At 43.6% G+C, this 17,381-nt stretch carries 15 protein-coding genes and 1 tRNA gene; 10 read left to right on the forward strand and 6 right to left on the reverse strand.

Annotated elements, in window-relative coordinates; translation table 11 throughout:
• The first annotated feature begins 181 nt into the window (after positions 1-181).
• The 3 genes from A3860_RS10630 to A3860_RS10640 all read left to right on the forward strand — a co-directional run bounded on the left by A3860_RS10630 (position 182) and on the right by A3860_RS10640 (position 3,556).
• Complete coding sequence (locus tag A3860_RS10630) at positions 182-1,090, forward strand: DMT family transporter (protein ID WP_081146665.1); 909 nt, start codon at positions 182-184, stop codon at positions 1,088-1,090.
• 652 nt (positions 1,091-1,742) lie between these two features.
• Positions 1,743-2,903 carry a PepSY-associated TM helix domain-containing protein gene (locus tag A3860_RS10635; protein WP_081146667.1) on the forward strand — a complete coding sequence of 387 codons (1,161 nt, stop codon included), beginning with the start codon at positions 1,743-1,745 and terminating at the stop codon, positions 2,901-2,903.
• A 137-nt stretch (positions 2,904-3,040) separates the two neighbouring features.
• Positions 3,041-3,556 carry a hypothetical protein gene (locus A3860_RS10640; RefSeq protein WP_081146668.1) on the forward strand — a complete coding sequence of 172 codons (516 nt, stop codon included), beginning with the start codon at positions 3,041-3,043 and terminating at the stop codon, positions 3,554-3,556.
• A gap of 18 nt (positions 3,557-3,574) precedes the next feature.
• Here A3860_RS10640 and A3860_RS10645 read toward each other — a convergent pair whose 3' ends face one another.
• Genes A3860_RS10645 through A3860_RS10655 form a run of 3 tightly spaced genes read right to left on the reverse strand, consistent with a single transcriptional unit; the run spans position 3,575 to position 5,071 of the window.
• Positions 3,575-3,820: a putative quorum-sensing-regulated virulence factor gene (locus A3860_RS10645; RefSeq protein WP_081146670.1), complete on the reverse strand. Its 246-nt coding sequence runs from the start codon at positions 3,818-3,820 to the stop codon at positions 3,575-3,577.
• Between the two features lie 9 nt (positions 3,821-3,829).
• Positions 3,830-4,561, reverse strand: coding sequence for a tetratricopeptide repeat protein (locus A3860_RS10650; RefSeq protein ID WP_081146672.1), 732 nt, complete (start codon positions 4,559-4,561; stop codon positions 3,830-3,832).
• 9 nt (positions 4,562-4,570) lie between these two features.
• The gene (locus A3860_RS10655) at positions 4,571-5,071 is read right to left on the reverse strand and encodes an RNA polymerase sigma factor (protein WP_143774048.1); all 501 of its coding nucleotides are present in this window, start codon (positions 5,069-5,071) and stop codon (positions 4,571-4,573) included.
• Positions 5,072-5,327: 256 nt separating this feature from the next.
• On the opposite strand from A3860_RS10655, the gene A3860_RS10660 reads away from it, so the two are divergent.
• The 7 genes from A3860_RS10660 to A3860_RS10690 all read left to right on the forward strand — a co-directional run bounded on the left by A3860_RS10660 (position 5,328) and on the right by A3860_RS10690 (position 14,944).
• On the forward strand, positions 5,328-6,281 hold the full coding sequence (locus A3860_RS10660; RefSeq protein WP_081146676.1) for a hypothetical protein: 954 nt from the start codon (positions 5,328-5,330) through the stop codon (positions 6,279-6,281).
• Positions 6,282-6,382: 101 nt separating this feature from the next.
• Positions 6,383-8,371 (forward strand): PKD domain-containing protein, encoded by a 1,989-nt coding sequence (locus tag A3860_RS10665; RefSeq protein ID WP_081146678.1) that lies wholly within the window; start codon positions 6,383-6,385, stop codon positions 8,369-8,371.
• A 77-nt stretch (positions 8,372-8,448) separates the two neighbouring features.
• The gene (locus A3860_RS10670; protein ID WP_081146679.1) at positions 8,449-11,187 is read left to right on the forward strand and encodes a CHAT domain-containing protein; all 2,739 of its coding nucleotides are present in this window, start codon (positions 8,449-8,451) and stop codon (positions 11,185-11,187) included.
• Positions 11,188-11,249: 62 nt separating this feature from the next.
• Positions 11,250-11,801, forward strand: a complete 552-nt coding sequence (locus A3860_RS10675; RefSeq protein WP_158085200.1) for an RNA polymerase sigma-70 factor — start codon at positions 11,250-11,252, stop codon at positions 11,799-11,801.
• A 20-nt stretch (positions 11,802-11,821) separates the two neighbouring features.
• A complete protein-coding gene (locus tag A3860_RS10680; RefSeq protein ID WP_081146683.1) occupies positions 11,822-12,820 on the forward strand; it encodes a FecR domain-containing protein in 999 nt (332 codons plus the stop codon).
• Positions 12,801-14,060 carry a hypothetical protein gene (locus tag A3860_RS10685; protein ID WP_081146684.1) on the forward strand — a complete coding sequence of 420 codons (1,260 nt, stop codon included), beginning with the start codon at positions 12,801-12,803 and terminating at the stop codon, positions 14,058-14,060. Before A3860_RS10680 ends, A3860_RS10685 begins: the two co-directional genes overlap by 20 nt.
• A gap of 107 nt (positions 14,061-14,167) precedes the next feature.
• A complete protein-coding gene (locus tag A3860_RS10690) occupies positions 14,168-14,944 on the forward strand; it encodes a class I SAM-dependent methyltransferase (protein WP_081146685.1) in 777 nt (258 codons plus the stop codon).
• Positions 14,945-14,954: 10 nt separating this feature from the next.
• Here the strand turns inward: A3860_RS10690 and A3860_RS10695 are convergent, their stop codons facing one another.
• The 3 genes from A3860_RS10695 to A3860_RS10705 form a co-directional block, all read right to left on the reverse strand.
• Positions 14,955-16,037 (reverse strand): fatty acid desaturase family protein, encoded by a 1,083-nt coding sequence (locus A3860_RS10695; RefSeq protein ID WP_081146686.1) that lies wholly within the window; start codon positions 16,035-16,037, stop codon positions 14,955-14,957.
• 309 nt (positions 16,038-16,346) lie between these two features.
• Positions 16,347-16,433: transfer RNA gene (locus A3860_RS10700), tRNA-Ser, on the reverse strand.
• Positions 16,434-16,553: 120 nt separating this feature from the next.
• Entirely contained in the window at positions 16,554-17,327 is a 774-nt protein-coding gene (locus tag A3860_RS10705) for a TatD family hydrolase (protein WP_081146687.1), read from the reverse strand.
• Positions 17,328-17,381 lie beyond the last annotated feature (54 nt).

Here is a 17,381-nt window from a genome sequence, read left to right on the forward strand (position 1 = left end):
AAGTAGGAAAATAATAAAAAGGTGAGCTTCGCATTTAATAGCGAGCTCACCTTTTCTGTTTTCGAATTCATTTACGAGGCCTGAAGCCTGGTACTCTTCTTACCTCCTGCTTCACACGCCTGTTTCGCGGTTTCATCATTTCACGAACTAGAGTTACTTTTGTTCCCCTAAACATACATCATTGAAGCAGCAAGGGGATCCCGGAAATAGCAGGAAGTCAGCAGGCTGGTTATGGTTTTTGACAGGATTGGGTTTTTCAATACTCTGGCCTTCTGCTGCAGTCGCTACCAAATTTGGTTTACAGGTTGCACAACCTTTTGTTATTTGTATAACCCGCTTTTTTATTGCCGGTTTATTAATGCTGTTTATTTCCCATGGCATTTTACGAAAACGTCTTCCGCAAAAAAACGAATGGAAACAACTGGCCATTTATGGCCTGCTCAACATTTCGTTGTATTTGGGATTGTACGTGCTGGCCATGCAACATGTATCAGCAGGTTTGGGGTCTTTGGCCATAGCTACCAATCCGGTCCTCATTAACCTGATGGCCACCCTGATATTTGGTCACCGGTTACGGTTTATTACCATTACCAGTTTGGTGTTGTGCATGTGCGGTGTGCTGCTGGCCGCCTGGCCGCTGTTTAAAAACAGTTATGCCACGCCGGGCGGAATTGGTTTGCTCATGGTGTGTATGATCATTTATTCAGCCGGTGTTATTTATTTTTCAAAACAGAATTGGGAGAACCTGCACATTCTCACCATTAATGGCTGGCAAACCATGTTGGGCGGTTTGTTTTTGCTACCGGCCGCTATAGCTACCTACGACAAAACAAAAAATGTATGGGGCATGAAAATGATGGCGCCCATCCTGTGGCTGGCCATACCGGTATCCATCGTGGGTGTTCAGCTCTGGTTGTATTTGTTGAAAGACAATGCCGTTAAAGCTTCTTTCTGGCTATTCCTTTGCCCCGTTGCCGGCTTTATTATTGCCAGTGTAATGATGCACGAACCTATTGGAATTTTTACCGTTACCGGTATGCTATTGACATTAGCAGGTTTGTATCTGGTGCAGAAGTATAAGTCGGAGTAGGCTATTATTGAATCATTTTTCAAAATTGATTCTGAATACCCCGAAAAAATTGAAATAGGAAGTAGGAAATAAGAAGTAGGATTTACCCAATAGCCTCCAAATAAAAGCCGTGAATTACGAAATTTTAGATCTTCTTACTTCTTATCTCTTACTTCTGCTAAAACCTTAGCTATTGACCACCATTAATTTACCTCACCGTTAAAATTCTTCCCAATCCCGTAAATTCTCTTTCCAATTCCGTAAGCCCATTTGCCCCCGCAGCGCGCATTTTGCGCAAATGTTTTGCGCAAAACGAAAACATCAAATGAAAGACATTTGCAATTTGATATATGCATTTAAATCAATAAGTGTCGTATGCACAAATCAATAATTGGTGCTATATGTCCTTTACCCGTTTTGCACATTAGCTCTTTACATGAGTGTACACAGGTAGGTCCACATAAGTGTTTTATTTATAACTGACAGACAGTCCCTGGAATTTTTTGCTGTTTACCGGTTTTAATGGAACTTTTAGCGGATCAAATAAATAATAGCCTACATCTGGTTGGTTGCCCTGGCAGTCACCACAATACAGCCAGATGTTAAGGCTCTGATTAGTTTAAAGTCCCGCCAAATGGCGGGACTCTTTTTATATCCTATACAATAGCAAGCAATGACGTTGAAACAGCTCTTTGGTAAACTGCATTTATGGTTGGGACTGGCATCGGGGCTGGTGGTATTGATCGTTGCAGGTACCGGCATATTGCTGGTATTTGAAGACGAGCTCGATGAGTGGGCAAACCATGATTTTTATTTTGTGACCGTACCGCAAAATGCCCAACGCCTGCCCATGGATAGCCTGGTGCATGCAGCAGCTGCCTTTAATCCGGCGTTGAAGCTTACCCGCATTTATGCCGAAACCCAGGCCCCCGATCACTCGGTGGTGATCATGGCCAAAAAAGGAAAAATGCAAACCTGGAATATTGCCGTGGACCCCTATACCGGTAAAGTGATCAAAGCCAGGAATCAAAGCAAAACCTTTTTCGGATTTGTATTAGACCTGCATCGCCGCTTATGCATGAATGAAGTGGGCAAAGCCATTACCGGCGCATCCTGTCTCATATTTGTGCTCATGATCATAACAGGGCTTGTACTCTGGTGGCCCAAACGCTGGCAGGTATTAAAACAACGCACCCGCATCGCCTGGTCATCAAACTGGAAACGCCTGAACTGGGACCTGCATGCGGTGGGCGGTTTTTACGTACACCTGGTATTATTAGCCATTTCATTGACCGGGCTTACCTGGGCCTACCCCTGGTTTAATAATGCCATTTATTTAATGGCCGACGGCAAACCCATGAAAAAGAATGAAGCTCCGGTTAATAAGATCAGCCAACCAGTTGAAGCAGGCTTTTACGAATCACTTTACCAGCAAACCAATAACAAACTGCCTTATAAAGGCCGCGTTACCATGCTGTTTCCTGAAAAAGAGAACCAGTCTGTTACAGTTAACAAAATGAACAGGGAGGCTTCCGTTAATAACGTCGTTGATGCGCTTTACTTTGAAAAAGGCACGGGCCGGCTTTTAAAAGAAAATCTGTTTAAAAATTATTCAACAGGAAACAAGATCCGCAGAATGATTTACCCCATACATACCGGGCGGTTGTACGGCTGGCCTACGCAAATACTTGCATTGATCGCGGCCATCGTAGCTTTTAGTTTACCCATTACCGGTTTAAATATTTACCTGATGGGCCGTAAGAAGAGAAAAGCAAGAGCGGCAAAAGCGCCTGAAAAGGTGGTAGCTATGCAGGAAGAAAGTGCAGCGGTGTAAGTCAGTCAATAATTAATAATATATGTGCTGGCCCGGTTAGAAACACATCTAACCGGGCCTTGCATTTTAAGCGGAATTGGCGTCTGCAGAAACTATCGTATATTCACCGTTTGCGTTTTTAAACACCCACATTAGTAATGACGGATCACGAGTTTGATGAAATGGCCTTGTTTGAAAAAAGTATTGAATTCTTACATACGATCGGAATTGAAACTACATTCAGAAAGATTGGCAAAAACAGTTTTCTTCCTGGTCTTTTGATCAATAAGGGAACAATCATTATCGATAAAGATGTGCTGCAAAACCCGGGCGATATTTTGCACGAAGCAGGTCACATTGCAGTAGTACCGGGTATCGACAGATCTGGTTTATCTGAGCGGAACATTATTAATAGAAAAGACCGGGAAATGGAAGAGATCATGGCCATTGCCTGGTCGTATGCGGCCTGCATCAATTTATTAATTGATCCCTTTTTTGTTTTTCACGAGCAGGGATATCGCGGCGGCAGGGATTATATAACAGATAGCTGCCGGTTGAAAAGCTATATTGGCCTCTCCATGCTCGAAAAGATCGGTTTAACCGCTAATGAAAAAAAAGCCAACCGGCTGAATATCCCTTCTTATCCGCATATGATAAAGTGGTTAAGGGCATAAGATCAAAACAGGCTTATTTTACCGGGGCATACTTCCCCCCTTCTTCAAAGGTTCCAACAAATAAGTCAACCCATTCAGCCTGATCTCATACAGGGTTTCAAGCAATACACCCATTTTTCCTTTGGGAAATCCTTTCTTTTTAAACCAGGACAGGTAAAATTCAGGCAGATCGCACAACAAGGTCCCTTTGTATTTACCAAAGGGCATTTTCATTGCTACCAGTTGTAACAGTATTTCACCATTGGGGCCTTCGCCACTTATCATGTTATAAATTTATAATTGTTGTAACAGCCTTTGTGCTCTGTTATATTCGTTTGCATCGGCAGGTATCTTTTGTAACCATTCTTTACAGGCTACTTTATTGCCCTCTTTCAAATATCCCAGCGCCTGGTAAAACGCCGCCTCGAATTTAAAAGCAGATTGCGCTGCAAACAACCGGTTAAAAATATCCCGGGCCTCTTTTAGCTTATCAGTCTGCAGCAAAGCAACTCCATAATAAAAATTGATAGTGCTATTAGCCGTATCCTGTTGTTTTACCTGTTGCAATAAGGTTGCCGCAGTGGCATATTCTTTTTTATTGAACGCCTCAACGGCCTGTTCCAATAGATCATCCGCAGCATCGCCCCGTTCAGCAGGTGCCACCATACTGGTTTCAGAAAATTCTTTGAACAGATCTGGCTTCCAGGGTTGCCAAATAACTATTACGGCAATCAAAATAGCAGCCACTGCTACAGCACCACGCAAATACCGTTTCATTGGTACTACCCGGGCAGGCTGCGTGGCAGCGCCAAAGAATTCACCACGCATTGATTGCAACGTATTCTGCAATTGATCACGTTGCTCATCGGCGCCAAAATGTTGTTGCAGCGAACCATGCACCTCCTGGTATAAAGCCAGTTGATTACGCAGCGATTCATCAGCCAACAGGGCCACCTCGAAGGCCGACCGTTCATCAGCATTCATCTCGCCTTCAGCATACCGTGCTATATCGTTGAACGTGCTCATAAATTATTATCATTCGGATAATTGAGAATGTATCATTTTTGTGAGGGCCGCCATGCATTCACTTTTCTTTTTGCGCAGGTACCCATAGGTTACCTTTAATTGTGTTGCTATCAGTTCCTGATCTTCGCCACCCAGGCATTTTTTTATGATCTCTTTACAGGCATCGCCCAGCTTTTCAAAACATTGCAGAAATACCTGCATGCGTTGATCGCTTTGCTTCATTTGTTCGGCCAGGGCAAACACATCTTCTCCTATAGATACATCGGCTGCATCTTTTGTTACCGGTTCCCGCCCTCTTTTTTTTAAAAGATTTAACCATTTCCTTTTGCAGATCAATAAAAGAAAAGGTTCAAACGGGCAGGTGAGCTGTAATTGTTTATGTTGCGCCTGGTTATATATATCTATTAATGCCTCCTGAAAAATATCGGCAGCATCATCTTCGGTGCCATTATTGGCAAGAATATAATACCTGATCTTTCCGGCATATTTAGCATAGATCTCCCGCACCATTACTACATCATTTTGCAGCAGGGCAGTAATATAACGCTGATCGGTATGAATGACAGTAGCTATATAAAACAGTTATAAGTGGTTGATAATCCAGGCCTCCCCATCAGTTACACACCTTCAAATATATGTAATAAAAAAAATCTTCAAAAAAAGGGGGTAACAAAAAAACACACCGGTTGATATACTTCTGAAACAAGCACGGGCGGAAGCCGAAAAGCCCGAAAGAGAGTAGGCCATATCTAAAAAACTATTAATTATGAAAGCTTCTTTATTATCAGCCGCTATACTGGCAACAGCTATTGTATCTGTAACTGCCTGCAAAAAAGATAAAAGCACGCCCAACTATGCAAAAGCCGATGATTTCATGGCTTCGCATGCCATCAAGGAACAATCTTTTTCCGGTAATGCCGCCGCCGGATTTACTATAACCGGTAAAGACGGCACAAAAGTAACCTTCTCACCCAATGCATTTGTCGACGGCAATGGCAATGTGGTGAGTGGCAATGTAACAGTAACATTAAAAGAAGTATTAAGCAAAAAAGATGTACTGTTTTCAGGTGTAATGACAGAATCAAATGGACAGTTGCTTGAATCGGGTGGAGAAATTTTGGTGAAAGCCCAGAAAGATGGGGCCGACCTTCGGATAAACCCCGCCCTGCAAAACGATGGAGCCCGTGTAGAGATCCCCAAAGCAATGAACAAAAAAGATATGGGCCTCTTCGTACAGGATAAAAGACAACAGGGTGGCGCCACCGGCGGCAACCAACCCCAACAAAGCCCATATACCTGGAACCCCGCACCTTATTACCCTTTTGGCAACGGCCCCAACAGCTACAGCTTCTCTTTACCTTCTTTTACCTGGGTTAACTGCGATCGTTTTTACAGCGATCCCAATCCTAAAACAACCATTACCGCACTGCCTGCTTTCCAGGATAATAACCAGGTAACAGACCTTCAGGTAATGCTGGTATTCAAAAATATTACAACCGTAATAACCCTGCCCTATGATTTTACCGTACAAAAATTTCAATCGTATCAAAATTCATTGCCCATAGGGTTACAGGCCGACCTCATCATTATAGGTAAAGACAGCGACGGTTATATACAATTTGGCACACAGCCCATCACCATCAGCGCAAACATGCACATCGATGCGCCTATTCATAAGGCAACTCAGGCCGAAGTTGATGCTTTCCTCGCAACCATTTAAAACGGGGCGTTTACAATTAATCCGTACACCTCTCCCGGCCGGCTCCCATACCGGCCGGGATTTTAGGTACAATTAATTATATTTATAAAATCTTTCGTCATATGATATCATACAAACCCCTGTTATGCTCAGCGTTCCTGTTATGTATGATAAATTTTTCCTCAAAAGCACAGACCAGCGATACGGCCGCTGCCGACATTCAACCGCAGGTCGACAATAACCAGGTGAAATTCGGCGCAGCCCTGCGGCCACTCCGACAAATTGCCGGCGCCCCGCTTTCATTTTACACCTATTTCTGGGAGTTTGGTGATGGCGGCTATAGCTTTGAAAAAGAACCGGTGCATGTTTATAAAGATACCGGCGATTATGAAATTCGTTTGTTTGCAACCAACAACTATGACGATGGCAAAAAGCCGAATACCCGTCCCCGCCGCGTTCGGGTGAATAACCGCTCCATGCTGGCCGTCAATAAAACACCCGCTTTTTTTACCGGTGATGGGTCGCTCGAAATTAAATCGAATCAAATGCCCAAACCGGGGGAAGACATGGTACTGCTGATCGGTTATCGTAACAAAAGCAATAACACGTCCCTGAGCGGTTCCGTTATGTTGTTGTACAACGAAAAACAATTCAGCCAGAATTGCTTCGACCTGTCAGAAGCCCGCAGTTACCACCAGGAAAAACCGGTTAGCCTTGAATCGATGTTAGCCTGGCAGCCCGGCACCGAGATGATAGAAGTTGGCACAACAGAAAATAACAGTCTTTTCCCAGTTGCCTCAGCAAACAATGCTCCTGCTGCCGACAGGCGGCAATTGCTGCAACAGATAAAACAGGAAATGGATGGTTTTAGAAAGCATAACATCTGGCGTATAAACAATGTACAAAAAGGCGAAGAACAATTTATGTTCGTGACCATCAATACCCTGCCCGAAATGATCAGGGATACCAATGCAGTGGTTACTATTTCCGGACTATTTATCCCTGATGACCCCTCCATGGACATGGAAAAATTCAATCTCGAAATGCAGGTGGTAGCCTCGCACGACCCCAACCGCATGCTGTTAAAGAACAAAAAACTGAACTATCGCTTTACCAGGAAAAATAAAGAGAACACCTATAAAGTTCAATTTCAAAATACGGGTAAGGGACCGGCTAAAAAAGTGGCGATCACCATTACCATACCCGGGTTATTAAACACTGCATCTCTTGAAGTGGTGAGCATGAAACCAGCCTGCACCTGGTGCAAAACGGCGGGGGAAAACCAAAGCTGTATTGACACCATCGTTACAAAAGACAGCATTCAGTTCGTTTTCAATAATATTTACCTGCCGGGTACGCAACAGGATGGCATTACTGATCCTGATTCCACAAAAGGATATATAAAGTACCGGATCCGGTTTGGGAAGAAAATGCACAAGGTGCCCTTTCAATGCCGGGCGGCCATTGTATTCGACAAAAACGAACCCGTATATACGAACCGTTCTACCGGAAGTTTTAAAAAAGGAATCTCGCCCGGTATTATACTTGGCTTTGGCGCTCAGCCGGGTTCAGCAGCAGCCGGGATAGCCGCACAACAATATTCACTGGGTTTTACCGTATCGGAATATGCAGCTTACAAAAAATATTTCCAGTGGGAATTATTCCTTCGTTCAGATCGTTCATTTGAACAATTTACAGCCCGCCGCCAGGGTGGCGACACCACCATCAACGGCACCGTTTACAAAGTGCAATACCACGACAGCTATGAAAAAATAAAGGTGGCGAATATTGAATTGGTCCCCCTCGAATTCAGGTATAACCTGGCCTCCTTTGCCGCAGCTGGTGCAGGCGCCCTGTTATCGGCAGAAATAAGCCGTAACACTACCCGCTATATACGTTCGCAGTTGTTTAATCCCAATGGCAACGGCACCTTTACCGTCGAAGGAGAAACCGGCAAACAAAATGAATCATTTGCAAAGATCAGGGGTGCCCTGTTTGCCGATGCGCAGGTAGGAAAAGTAAGAACAGGTCCGGCTATCGGCGTCCGCTTTTTACAGTATTTCAACCCTTCTTATCAGACTATTATGCTGTATGCAAGCTGGAAGTTTTAACAGATCGATTGTTCACGGGAAAATGGCTATCCGGTTCAATGCCGGCAATTACCTATCTTTAGCCAAATTACCACCCAATGAACCGCTGTCTGTACAAGGTGGTCATACTTATTCTTTTTCAAATTGCCGTTCCTGCCTGCTGGGTGTATGCTTCGCCCGATAGTCTCGCGCTTCCTGCTTCTTTAACAAAAAAACTGGCGAATTATAAAAAGCACGATGACCTCGATTTCTGGATCTACGAACGCATGATGTATGTTGAAAAAGATCCACCGGCACGTATCGGTTTCCTGATGCGTTCGCAACAGGAAGCCTGGCGAACCTATAAAACTTATTATGAACGGATGGCCTGGTTCGATCTGCTTTCGGTACAGGGATATTATCAATTACAAACCGGTAACATCCTGGCCTCTATAAATGCCTACGAAACCGCCCTGTCTTTTTATGAATCTTATCCATTACCCGATGCCGACATTATTGAAACGGTATTAAAACCGCTTGGTAATAACTATACGCGTTTGGCCGATTACAATACAGCCCTGTTCATTCATCGCAAAACAATGGAACTGGCGATGAAAACCAACAATAAAGACCTCATTGCTTCTACATACAGCAACATGGCCATCTGTTCCCGATCGCAGGACGATCTGTTAACTGCCGCGGGTTATTGTACGGATGGTCTTCGATATGCTTCCCCCGCAACGCCCCTGTATGGTTTATTGCTCAGCACGCAGGCCGATATTCTCACCGCACAGCATCAATACGATTCGGCCGAAAGCATTTGTAATACCGCATTAAAAAAACTACAGCAATATCATACAGAAACAACTGCCTTGTACTGGTATGCCGGGGCATTACAGGTAGCCGCTAAAATTGCCATGGAGAAACACCGGTTTCAACAGGCTGCCGGTTATGCAGAACGGGCATTACAACTTTTCAAACAACACTTTACCGGAACAAGGCAACGCGAAAAAGCCAAACTGTATGTACAGCTGGGTGATATCAATTGCAAAACAGGCAACGGCAGCCGTGCACTTGAATTTTATCAGAACGCACTTCTTTTATTGATACCAACCTGGAGCCCGGCTTCCATAAGCACTGTTCCCGGCGAACAGCTGTTATACAGCGAAAACACCTTTTCAGATGCGTTGTGCGGAAAAGCAGCAGCGTTCATGCTGTTGCATCAACCCCAGGAAGCATTACAACAGTATACAGGTGCGTTGGTGGCAACCGGAAAGCTCAGAAGGGAATTCTTTTATGCCGAATCAAAACTAAAGGAAATAATTAATACCCGGTCAGGGGTAGAAGCTGCTACCAAACTGGCCTATACGCTGTGGATACAAACCGGCGACCGTAAATACCTGGAACAGCTGTTGCTTATAACCGAGCAATCGCGGGCGCAGGTATTAATGGATGAACGCCGCTCCCGCATGGTAACCGGAACATCGTTGCCAGGCGATACGGTACTAAGGCGGGCAGCCCAGTTAAAACAGGTTATCCTCTATTACCAGCATGAGCTGTTATCTACAAAAAACAAAGAAACAGTAACCGCCCTGCTGCAACAGGCCGAATACGACCTGTCGATCTTAAATAAAAAAATAAAACAACAGGCCGGGCCCAACCAATACGAAACCGGGCTCACTGAAAAAAAGCTGTATGCCATCATGCAGCAGATCCCCGAACGGGTAACCATGTTGGAGTTTGTAGCAGCCAGCGACAGCAGCTTTATTATTGAATTGAACAATAAAGGAATTCAATCGGTACAGCTTATCACAGCCAGCAGGGAATTACATGCCGATATTCCACGGTTCATGCAGCAGTGGTTTGCGAATGGCCCTTCGGCGATGATAAATGAACCGGGAAAATTTTATAAAGAATGCTACCATATTTACCAGTCAATATTTAAAACCAGGTCGTGGCAAAAAGACCGGCATTATGTATTGATCCCTGATGGCCCATTCAGCTACCTGCCCTTTGACGCCTTGCTCACCGATCCGGTATATCAGAATAATTTCAGTCAATGGCCATATCTTTTAAAAAAGGCTTCCTTGTCGCAGGCATTCTCGCTTACTACCTGGTATGAACAGCAAAATGCGAACTACCCTTCTGCCGGCTTCACCGGTTTTTTTGTTTCAAAGGGGCAACAAACAAAACAGGCCGTTCTTTCAATTGAAACGGAATTCAGGGAATTAAATAAAAAGATTGCAGGGCGTTATTATACAAATTCTGCCGCAACCTGGGAAGCTTTCAATAATGCAGTTACTTCTACCGGTATTTTGCATATCAGTACGCATGCGGTTTCTTCTGTATTGGCCACTGAACCCTATTTGCAGTTATATGATAAACCCTTTTATTTATTCGACCTTCGGTATAAACATTTTACCCCGGCCCTCGTAGTGTTGAGCGCCTGTAAAACGGCCGATGGCAATTTGCTTGTTGGGGAAGGGCTCAATAGTTTAAGCCGTGGCTTTACAGCGGCTGGCGCCGGTGGTGTTATGGCTGGTTTATGGAATGTGAATGACAAAACGGCCATAGCATTGACCCAACTTTTTTATGAACAATTGTCGAAACAAAATGACATTGCACTGGCATTACATCATGCAAAAAAGCAATGGTTGTTGTCAAATAAGGATAATGCCCTGGTACAATTGCCTTATTATTGGGCGGCATTTGTTTACAGCGGCCATCTGAAAAAAATACAGGTACCGGCTGTTCAATCAACCCGGCGGTATTACTGGTTTCTCGCCCTGCTGTTAATTCCCGGTGCCGTGTATGTATATTCGCGTTTAAACAGGAAAAAAAATTCACCCACCCAATAAGGGTATTCGCCTTTCAGCGTGTAATACCTGAAAATCATCTGACAAGCGGGATTTTGCAAGGATTGAACCTACAGGATGACATAAAAATGAATGATGAGCGGCTGACTGCAGTCGTGGAAAAATACTTTCAAACCCATTTTGAAGGGTTGTATCGCTATGCCTTTACCTTATTGAAGAACAATGATGAGGCAAAAGATGCGGTACAAACCGTTTTTGTAAACCTGTGGCAGAAACGGTTAACCATTGATGAACAGCAATCGGTACAATCGTATTTATACACTTCGGTCTATAATTATTGCCTGAATATAAAAAGGAATGAAAAAGTACGAAAGGCATACCTTCAAAATAACCAGTCTGTTCAACAGGTATTCAACGATGAGCTGGTAAGCAAGGAAAACATCAACCGCATAAGGGAAGCGCTGGAAAGCCTGCCGCCACAATGCAAACTGATCTTCATGAAAAGCAGGTTCGAGCAAAAGAAATATGCTGATATAGCCCTGGAAATGAATTTATCGGTAAAAACGGTAGAAGTACAGATCGGTAAAGCCCTTAGAATATTGCGGGAAAAGCTATCAGAAGTGATGATCCTGTTTATATTACTCTTAACCCAATAAACAATGACCCGCACCAACCGATGAATAATAACAACCATATCGATGTTGATCACCTGCTGGGTAACTACCTGGCCGGCGAAGCCTCGCCTGCAGAAGCCATTCAATTGGAAACATGGCTGGCGGTCTCGCCTGCAAACAGGCAATTGTTTGAACAGGTCAGCAACATATGGAGTTCCCTTTCTTCAGAAGAAAATTGTACCATTCCCGATAAAGAAGCTTTTTTACAGGAGATCAAAAACAGGGTTTTACAGCCACCAATATCAAAAACCATCCCACTTAAAAAAGCGCTGGCCTTTACAAAGATCGCAGCAAGTTTAATACTGATAGCAGGAGCGGTTATCCTGTTCACCGTGCTTACTAAAAAGAAACGTTCACCAAACACGATCGCCATTACCCGCCAAACAGATCAAACCATCCTGAACGATACCTTACCAGATGGCTCCATTGCTATCATTAACAACCATTCGCTGTTACAGTATCCGGTTCAATTTACCGGTAACCGGGAAGTACAATTAAATGGGGAAGCCTTTTTTAATGTTACACCCGATGCTTCCAAACCATTTATAATAAGTGTTGGCCCGGTGCATATAAAAGTGATTGGCACATCATTTAATGTACGCAAGGGAACCGACAGCATTGAAGTAGTGGTAAGAACAGGTATTGTACGTATGCTTAACGATAAGGATAGCATAACCCTTAAAGCCGGTAATAAAGGCATCTACCATATTTCAACACAACGGTTTTCAATTTTGGAGACTTTCAATGTCAATGAAGTGGCCTATGCTACAAAAATTTTCAATTTTGAAAATGCCAGCTTAAAAGAAATTGCCAGTCAACTGCAAAAGGCTTACGGTATAAAAATTGTTATAACCAACAAAGACCTGGAAGCCTGCACCATGAGCAGTTCTTTCGATAATAAATCAATTGAATATATCTTTGAGGTGTTGGCAATGACGTTGAACATTCAATACCGAATTGAGCAAAAAACTGTGTATATAAGTGGTAGTAGCTGTACGTAACAACCAAATAGCGATTAAGATAAGTTTGATCATTTTGCTGATGGCCCTGGTAATAAAAGGCAGCGCGCAAACTGCCGTCAACCTGCATAAAATGATCCTCGTTCCGGCCAACGCTATTCAGCTCGACTCCCTGTTAAACCTGATCAATAAACAGGCGGGTGTAAAATTCTCTATCAATACACGCAAATTTCCCGCAGGAAAATATATCCGCATAAAAGCGAATAAGCAAACTATTGGCGGTTTGTTACAGGAAATAAAGGCGAACACAGGCGTATATTATGCCATCCTCGGCGACCACATTATTCTGCTCGATAATCCCCCGCCCGCAAAAAGAAAAGCTACCAACGTTGTAAACACCACGCACACCGTGCTGGCGCCGCATTTACCGGCTGCCCCATCAGTAAGTCAAAAACAACCGGTTCCGCCCAATAAAAATTCATCGATAAAGCATATTCCGCCAGATACAAACCCGCATATCTCGAACCAGAGGCCTCCGGCAGGTAATGCCACCACTCCTTTACCCGCAGTAACAGCTGCAGATGCAGGTGCTAACAAGAACTTCAGCAGCGATACCATAAAAACCACTGTCCCCATACCAGCCAGTAAGGATTCTGTAAAAGCGCAGTCACCTGTTGGTAAAAAGCCAGCTGCTACAATCAACCAGGTAGCCTCGCGTGCTTCTTCTCCCACAAAAGAACGCAGCATTGCCGGCAACATGCTTATAAAAGCCGGCCTGGGAGCCGATGATGTTTTTTATTTCAACCCAACCATACAGGCAGGTATAAAATATGTGTATGCCCTTGCCTCCTTCAGCAGCAACTTCAAAATATCGGGTTTCCGGTATGGGTTGGGCGGTGCTATTGAGCTGAACGATCAATGGAATTTGCAGCTGCAGTTAACTACCGGCAACCTGTCTTCTACATTTGATACCGCCGGCCAAAAATGGGAATTTAAAACGCAATTACATAGAGCAGCCTGTATAGCCGAAGCCAGAATTGGCAATCGCATCAGTGTTCAATTTGGTCCCGTATTCAATCTTATGAAACTGACCTTTTACCAGGCGGGTATAAAAATGGCGCCGGGATTACCAGATTACCAAATTGATAAAAAATTCAACCTCATTAAACCCATTTATACCCTCTCTGATAATTTTTCAATGAACAGGGCCCAAAGCACCAAAATGTGGATAGGCTTTCAACTGGGTCTCTTTGTCGATCTCAATTTTTTGAAACAGGAATAAGGGTATTCTCCACTAACCGTGTATCAGTAATGCATACCTGCCATTACTATTATTGCAGCTAACCTGCGATAGTATGGGCATTTCATTCTCATTTCAATTTTGTACCAATGATAGCATTACTGAAAACCTCAGAAAGAACCAACAACCTGTCGCACATTAATAATTATGTTTTTCAACGTCACCTGTTTGCTTATAAAGCCATTTCAAAAGAATGGCTCCGCGATAAAAAAGTACTGGAACTGGGTTGCGGCGAAGGCTATGGCATGGAGTTGTTGAGTCCGCTTACCGAAAAGTATGTAGCAGTCGATAAAAAAAGACCGGCAGGCATTTCCTTTAATAACAACAGGCAATTCACCCAATGCCAGCTTCCCTGGTTATCTCATATTCCCGACAACAGCTTTGATACTATTTTATGCTTCCAGGTTATTGAGCATATCAAAAACGATCACCTGCTGCTAAAAGAAATAAAGCGAGTGCTGAAACCCGGCGGTTCATTATTTCTTACAACGCCCAACCAATTGACCTCGCTCACAAGAAATCCTTTTCATATAAGGGAATACCTGCCCGGTCAAATGCAGGCACTTATTGCCGGCGGTTTTGAAACCTGGTCTGTACAGGGCATTTATGGCAACGACACCGTGATGAGGTATTACGTCGAAAACAAAAGATCAGTTGAAAGAATTACCCGGTTCGATGTGCTCAATTTACAATACCATCTTCCTGCTTTACTGTTGAAAGGCGTTTACAGTTTGCTCAATAATTATAACCGGTTTACGCTTGCCCGTAAAACACCCGACATTACTGCCAGCATCGACTATGTTGATTTTTACCTGGGTGAATTGTCAGATACCTGCCTGGATTATTTTGTGACCGCAATGAAATAGCTATGTATTACTACACAGCCAATGGCTTTTTTCCCAACGATTTAATAAACCGGAAATGGGATCTGACAGCAGAATTAAATGAAGGGATGCAGTTATAAGGGATATTGAATTCTTCGCATTTCCCTTTAACTATTTTGCTCAACGCCGGATAATGAATATGGCTCACCTTCGGGAAAAGGTGATGTTCTACCTGGTAATTTAATCCACCTGCAAACCAGGTGATCACTTTGCTATTGGGCGAAAAATTGGAAGTTGTCTTTAACTGGTGAATGGCCCATTCGTTTTCGATGACCGTTGTTTCATTTAACGGCGCAAAAGCAAACTCGGTTTCTTCCACAACATGGGCCAGCTGAAATACAATAGCCAGGGTAAAACCCTGCCCTATGTGCAGGCTTATAAAAAATACCAGCCACTGTTGCCAGCCTACAAGTATTATGGGGAGCGCAATATAAAAGAACAAATACAAAAGTTTACTGATCCAGAAAACAACATGATCACTGGTTTTCATTTTTTGCAGATCAGTATTGTGTATTTTTTGCTTGAAATATTTTTCAAAGTCCTGGAATAAGATCCAGATCATAGAACTAATGGCATACAACAAAGGTGTATATAAATGCTGCACCCTGTGCATAGGCACCCATTGTTGCGTGCTGCACATTCTGATAAACGGCGTTTTGGCAATATCGTCATCAATGCCATCCACATTGGGATAGGTATGATGAATAATGTTATGTTTATGACGCCAGATAAAGCTATTGCCACCCAATGCATTCAATGTTAAGCCCAGCGTATCGTTCACCCAGCTTTTTGAAGAGTAACTGCCATGGTTTGCATCGTGCATCACATTAAAACCGATGCAGGCACATAAAAATCCTAAAACACTGCCAATTAAAATAGTTGTTATTACCGGCAGAGAAAAACAAATGGTGATGAGATATAATGAAATTGCAGCAACGATCAGTATGATGGTTTTACTATACAATCCCCATGTTCCTGTCTTTTTTAATCCGTTTTCTTTAAAATATTTGTCTACAGCCATTTTCAAAGAGGAGAAAAAGACAGCATTTTTATTATTGAAGACGACTTTTGACATGTTTTTATTTATAAGGGTAGAACGGTTAAAGATACCTTTTATTTCCGTTAGGGGATTAATATAAAATAGTTAAGATTGGAATTGCCTTCGGCGCAATGGCATCAATGAATATTACTGGTGGGGTGAATTTATTTCTTCCCCAGGGATTGCCTGCGGCGATCCCTTAAGGGAGGGGCTTAAGTCAAACACAACGTCCGGCACTGTCGTGCCTTCCCATTTTTATTTATCGGGCTTTTGCGCTCGCCACAGGCGGCGCAACGCCCTCAAATAAAAATGTCCCGCCAAAGGCGGGACGTTGTATTTAACTTGCGGAGACTGAGGGATTCGAACCCTCGATACGGTTTCCCGTATACACACTTTCCAGGCGTGCTCCTTCAACCACTCGGACAAGTCTCCAATATTTTTTATTACCCTTCAACCTCTCAGGCACCTCTCTTTCTATGTTTTCCCATTAAAAACAGATTAAGATTTTCTGCCTCTGCTTTTAAAAGGGGAGCAAATTTACATCTTCATCCATTAGGCCCCGAATATTTTTTTTGCATTGGCTGTAGTGATGGCAGCCGCCTCCGAAACCGGTATTTCTTTTACCTCCGCCACCTTTTCAACTATATATTTCAGGTAACTGCTTTCATTCCTTTTACCCCTGAAAGGTACCGGTGTCAGGTACGGCGCATCCGTTTCCAGCACAATATGGTCCATGGAAACCGCCTTTAGCACTTCGCGTAAATGGGTATTTTTGTAAGTTACCACGCCCCCTATTCCCAGGTAAAATCCGAGGTCAATGATCTGTTGCGCCTCTTCCAACGTACCGGTAAAGCAATGAAAAATGCCCCCCAAATTCCCCTTCTGGTGCTGCCGCACTATCTCAATGCTATCGGCCATCGACTCGCGCGAATGGATCACAATAGGCAGCTGGTAGTGTAAAGCCCACTCTATTTGTTGGTGAAAAGCTTCCTTCTGGGCGTCAATAAAAGTTTTATCCCAGTAATAATCAAGTCCAATCTCCCCTACCGCTTTAAAAGGCCGTTTGGCCAGCCATTGCTCAACCAGGGCCAGTTCCTGCTTATGGTCTTCCTTTACCGAACAGGGATGCAGGCCCATCATGGCAAAGCATTTTCCCGGAAAATCCTGTTCCAGTTGCAGCATGGCATCTATCACTTCGCTGTCTATGGCCGGCAAATAAAAACGCCGAACCCCTTCATTTTCAGCCCGCTCAATAACGGCCCTGATGTCCTTGGAAAAATCCTGCCCATATAAATGGCAGTGAGTATCAATTAATTGAAGATTCATATCGGTCGCAAAATTCCCAAAAAATTTATGATTTGTTTAAACTATTTAGAACCG

Source organism: Niastella vici (assembly GCF_002077945.1).
Lineage (GTDB): Bacteria > Bacteroidota > Bacteroidia > Chitinophagales > Chitinophagaceae > Niastella > Niastella vici.

Excerpts from the sequence above, each read along its gene's own strand:
- A3860_RS10645 (WP_081146670.1), bottom strand. The coding sequence starts at position 3,820 with ATGATAAGTGGCGAAGGCCCCAATGGTGAAATACTGTTACAACTGGTA.
- A3860_RS10705 (WP_081146687.1), bottom strand. The coding sequence starts at position 17,327 with ATGAATCTTCAATTAATTGATACTCACTGCCATTTATATGGGCAGGAT.
- A3860_RS10650 (WP_081146672.1), bottom strand. The coding sequence starts at position 4,561 with ATGAGCACGTTCAACGATATAGCACGGTATGCTGAAGGCGAGATGAAT.
- A3860_RS10640 (WP_081146668.1), top strand. The coding sequence starts at position 3,041 with ATGACGGATCACGAGTTTGATGAAATGGCCTTGTTTGAAAAAAGTATT.
- A3860_RS10680 (WP_081146683.1), top strand. The coding sequence starts at position 11,822 with ATGAATAATAACAACCATATCGATGTTGATCACCTGCTGGGTAACTAC.
- A3860_RS10690 (WP_081146685.1), top strand. The coding sequence starts at position 14,168 with ATGATAGCATTACTGAAAACCTCAGAAAGAACCAACAACCTGTCGCAC.
- A3860_RS10695 (WP_081146686.1), bottom strand. The coding sequence starts at position 16,037 with ATGTCAAAAGTCGTCTTCAATAATAAAAATGCTGTCTTTTTCTCCTCT.
- A3860_RS10670 (WP_081146679.1), top strand. The coding sequence starts at position 8,449 with ATGAACCGCTGTCTGTACAAGGTGGTCATACTTATTCTTTTTCAAATT.
- A3860_RS10660 (WP_081146676.1), top strand. The coding sequence starts at position 5,328 with ATGAAAGCTTCTTTATTATCAGCCGCTATACTGGCAACAGCTATTGTA.
- A3860_RS10635 (WP_081146667.1), top strand. The coding sequence starts at position 1,743 with ATGACGTTGAAACAGCTCTTTGGTAAACTGCATTTATGGTTGGGACTG.
- A3860_RS10665 (WP_081146678.1), top strand. The coding sequence starts at position 6,383 with ATGATATCATACAAACCCCTGTTATGCTCAGCGTTCCTGTTATGTATG.
- A3860_RS10655 (WP_143774048.1), bottom strand. The coding sequence starts at position 5,071 with ATGGTGCGGGAGATCTATGCTAAATATGCCGGAAAGATCAGGTATTAT.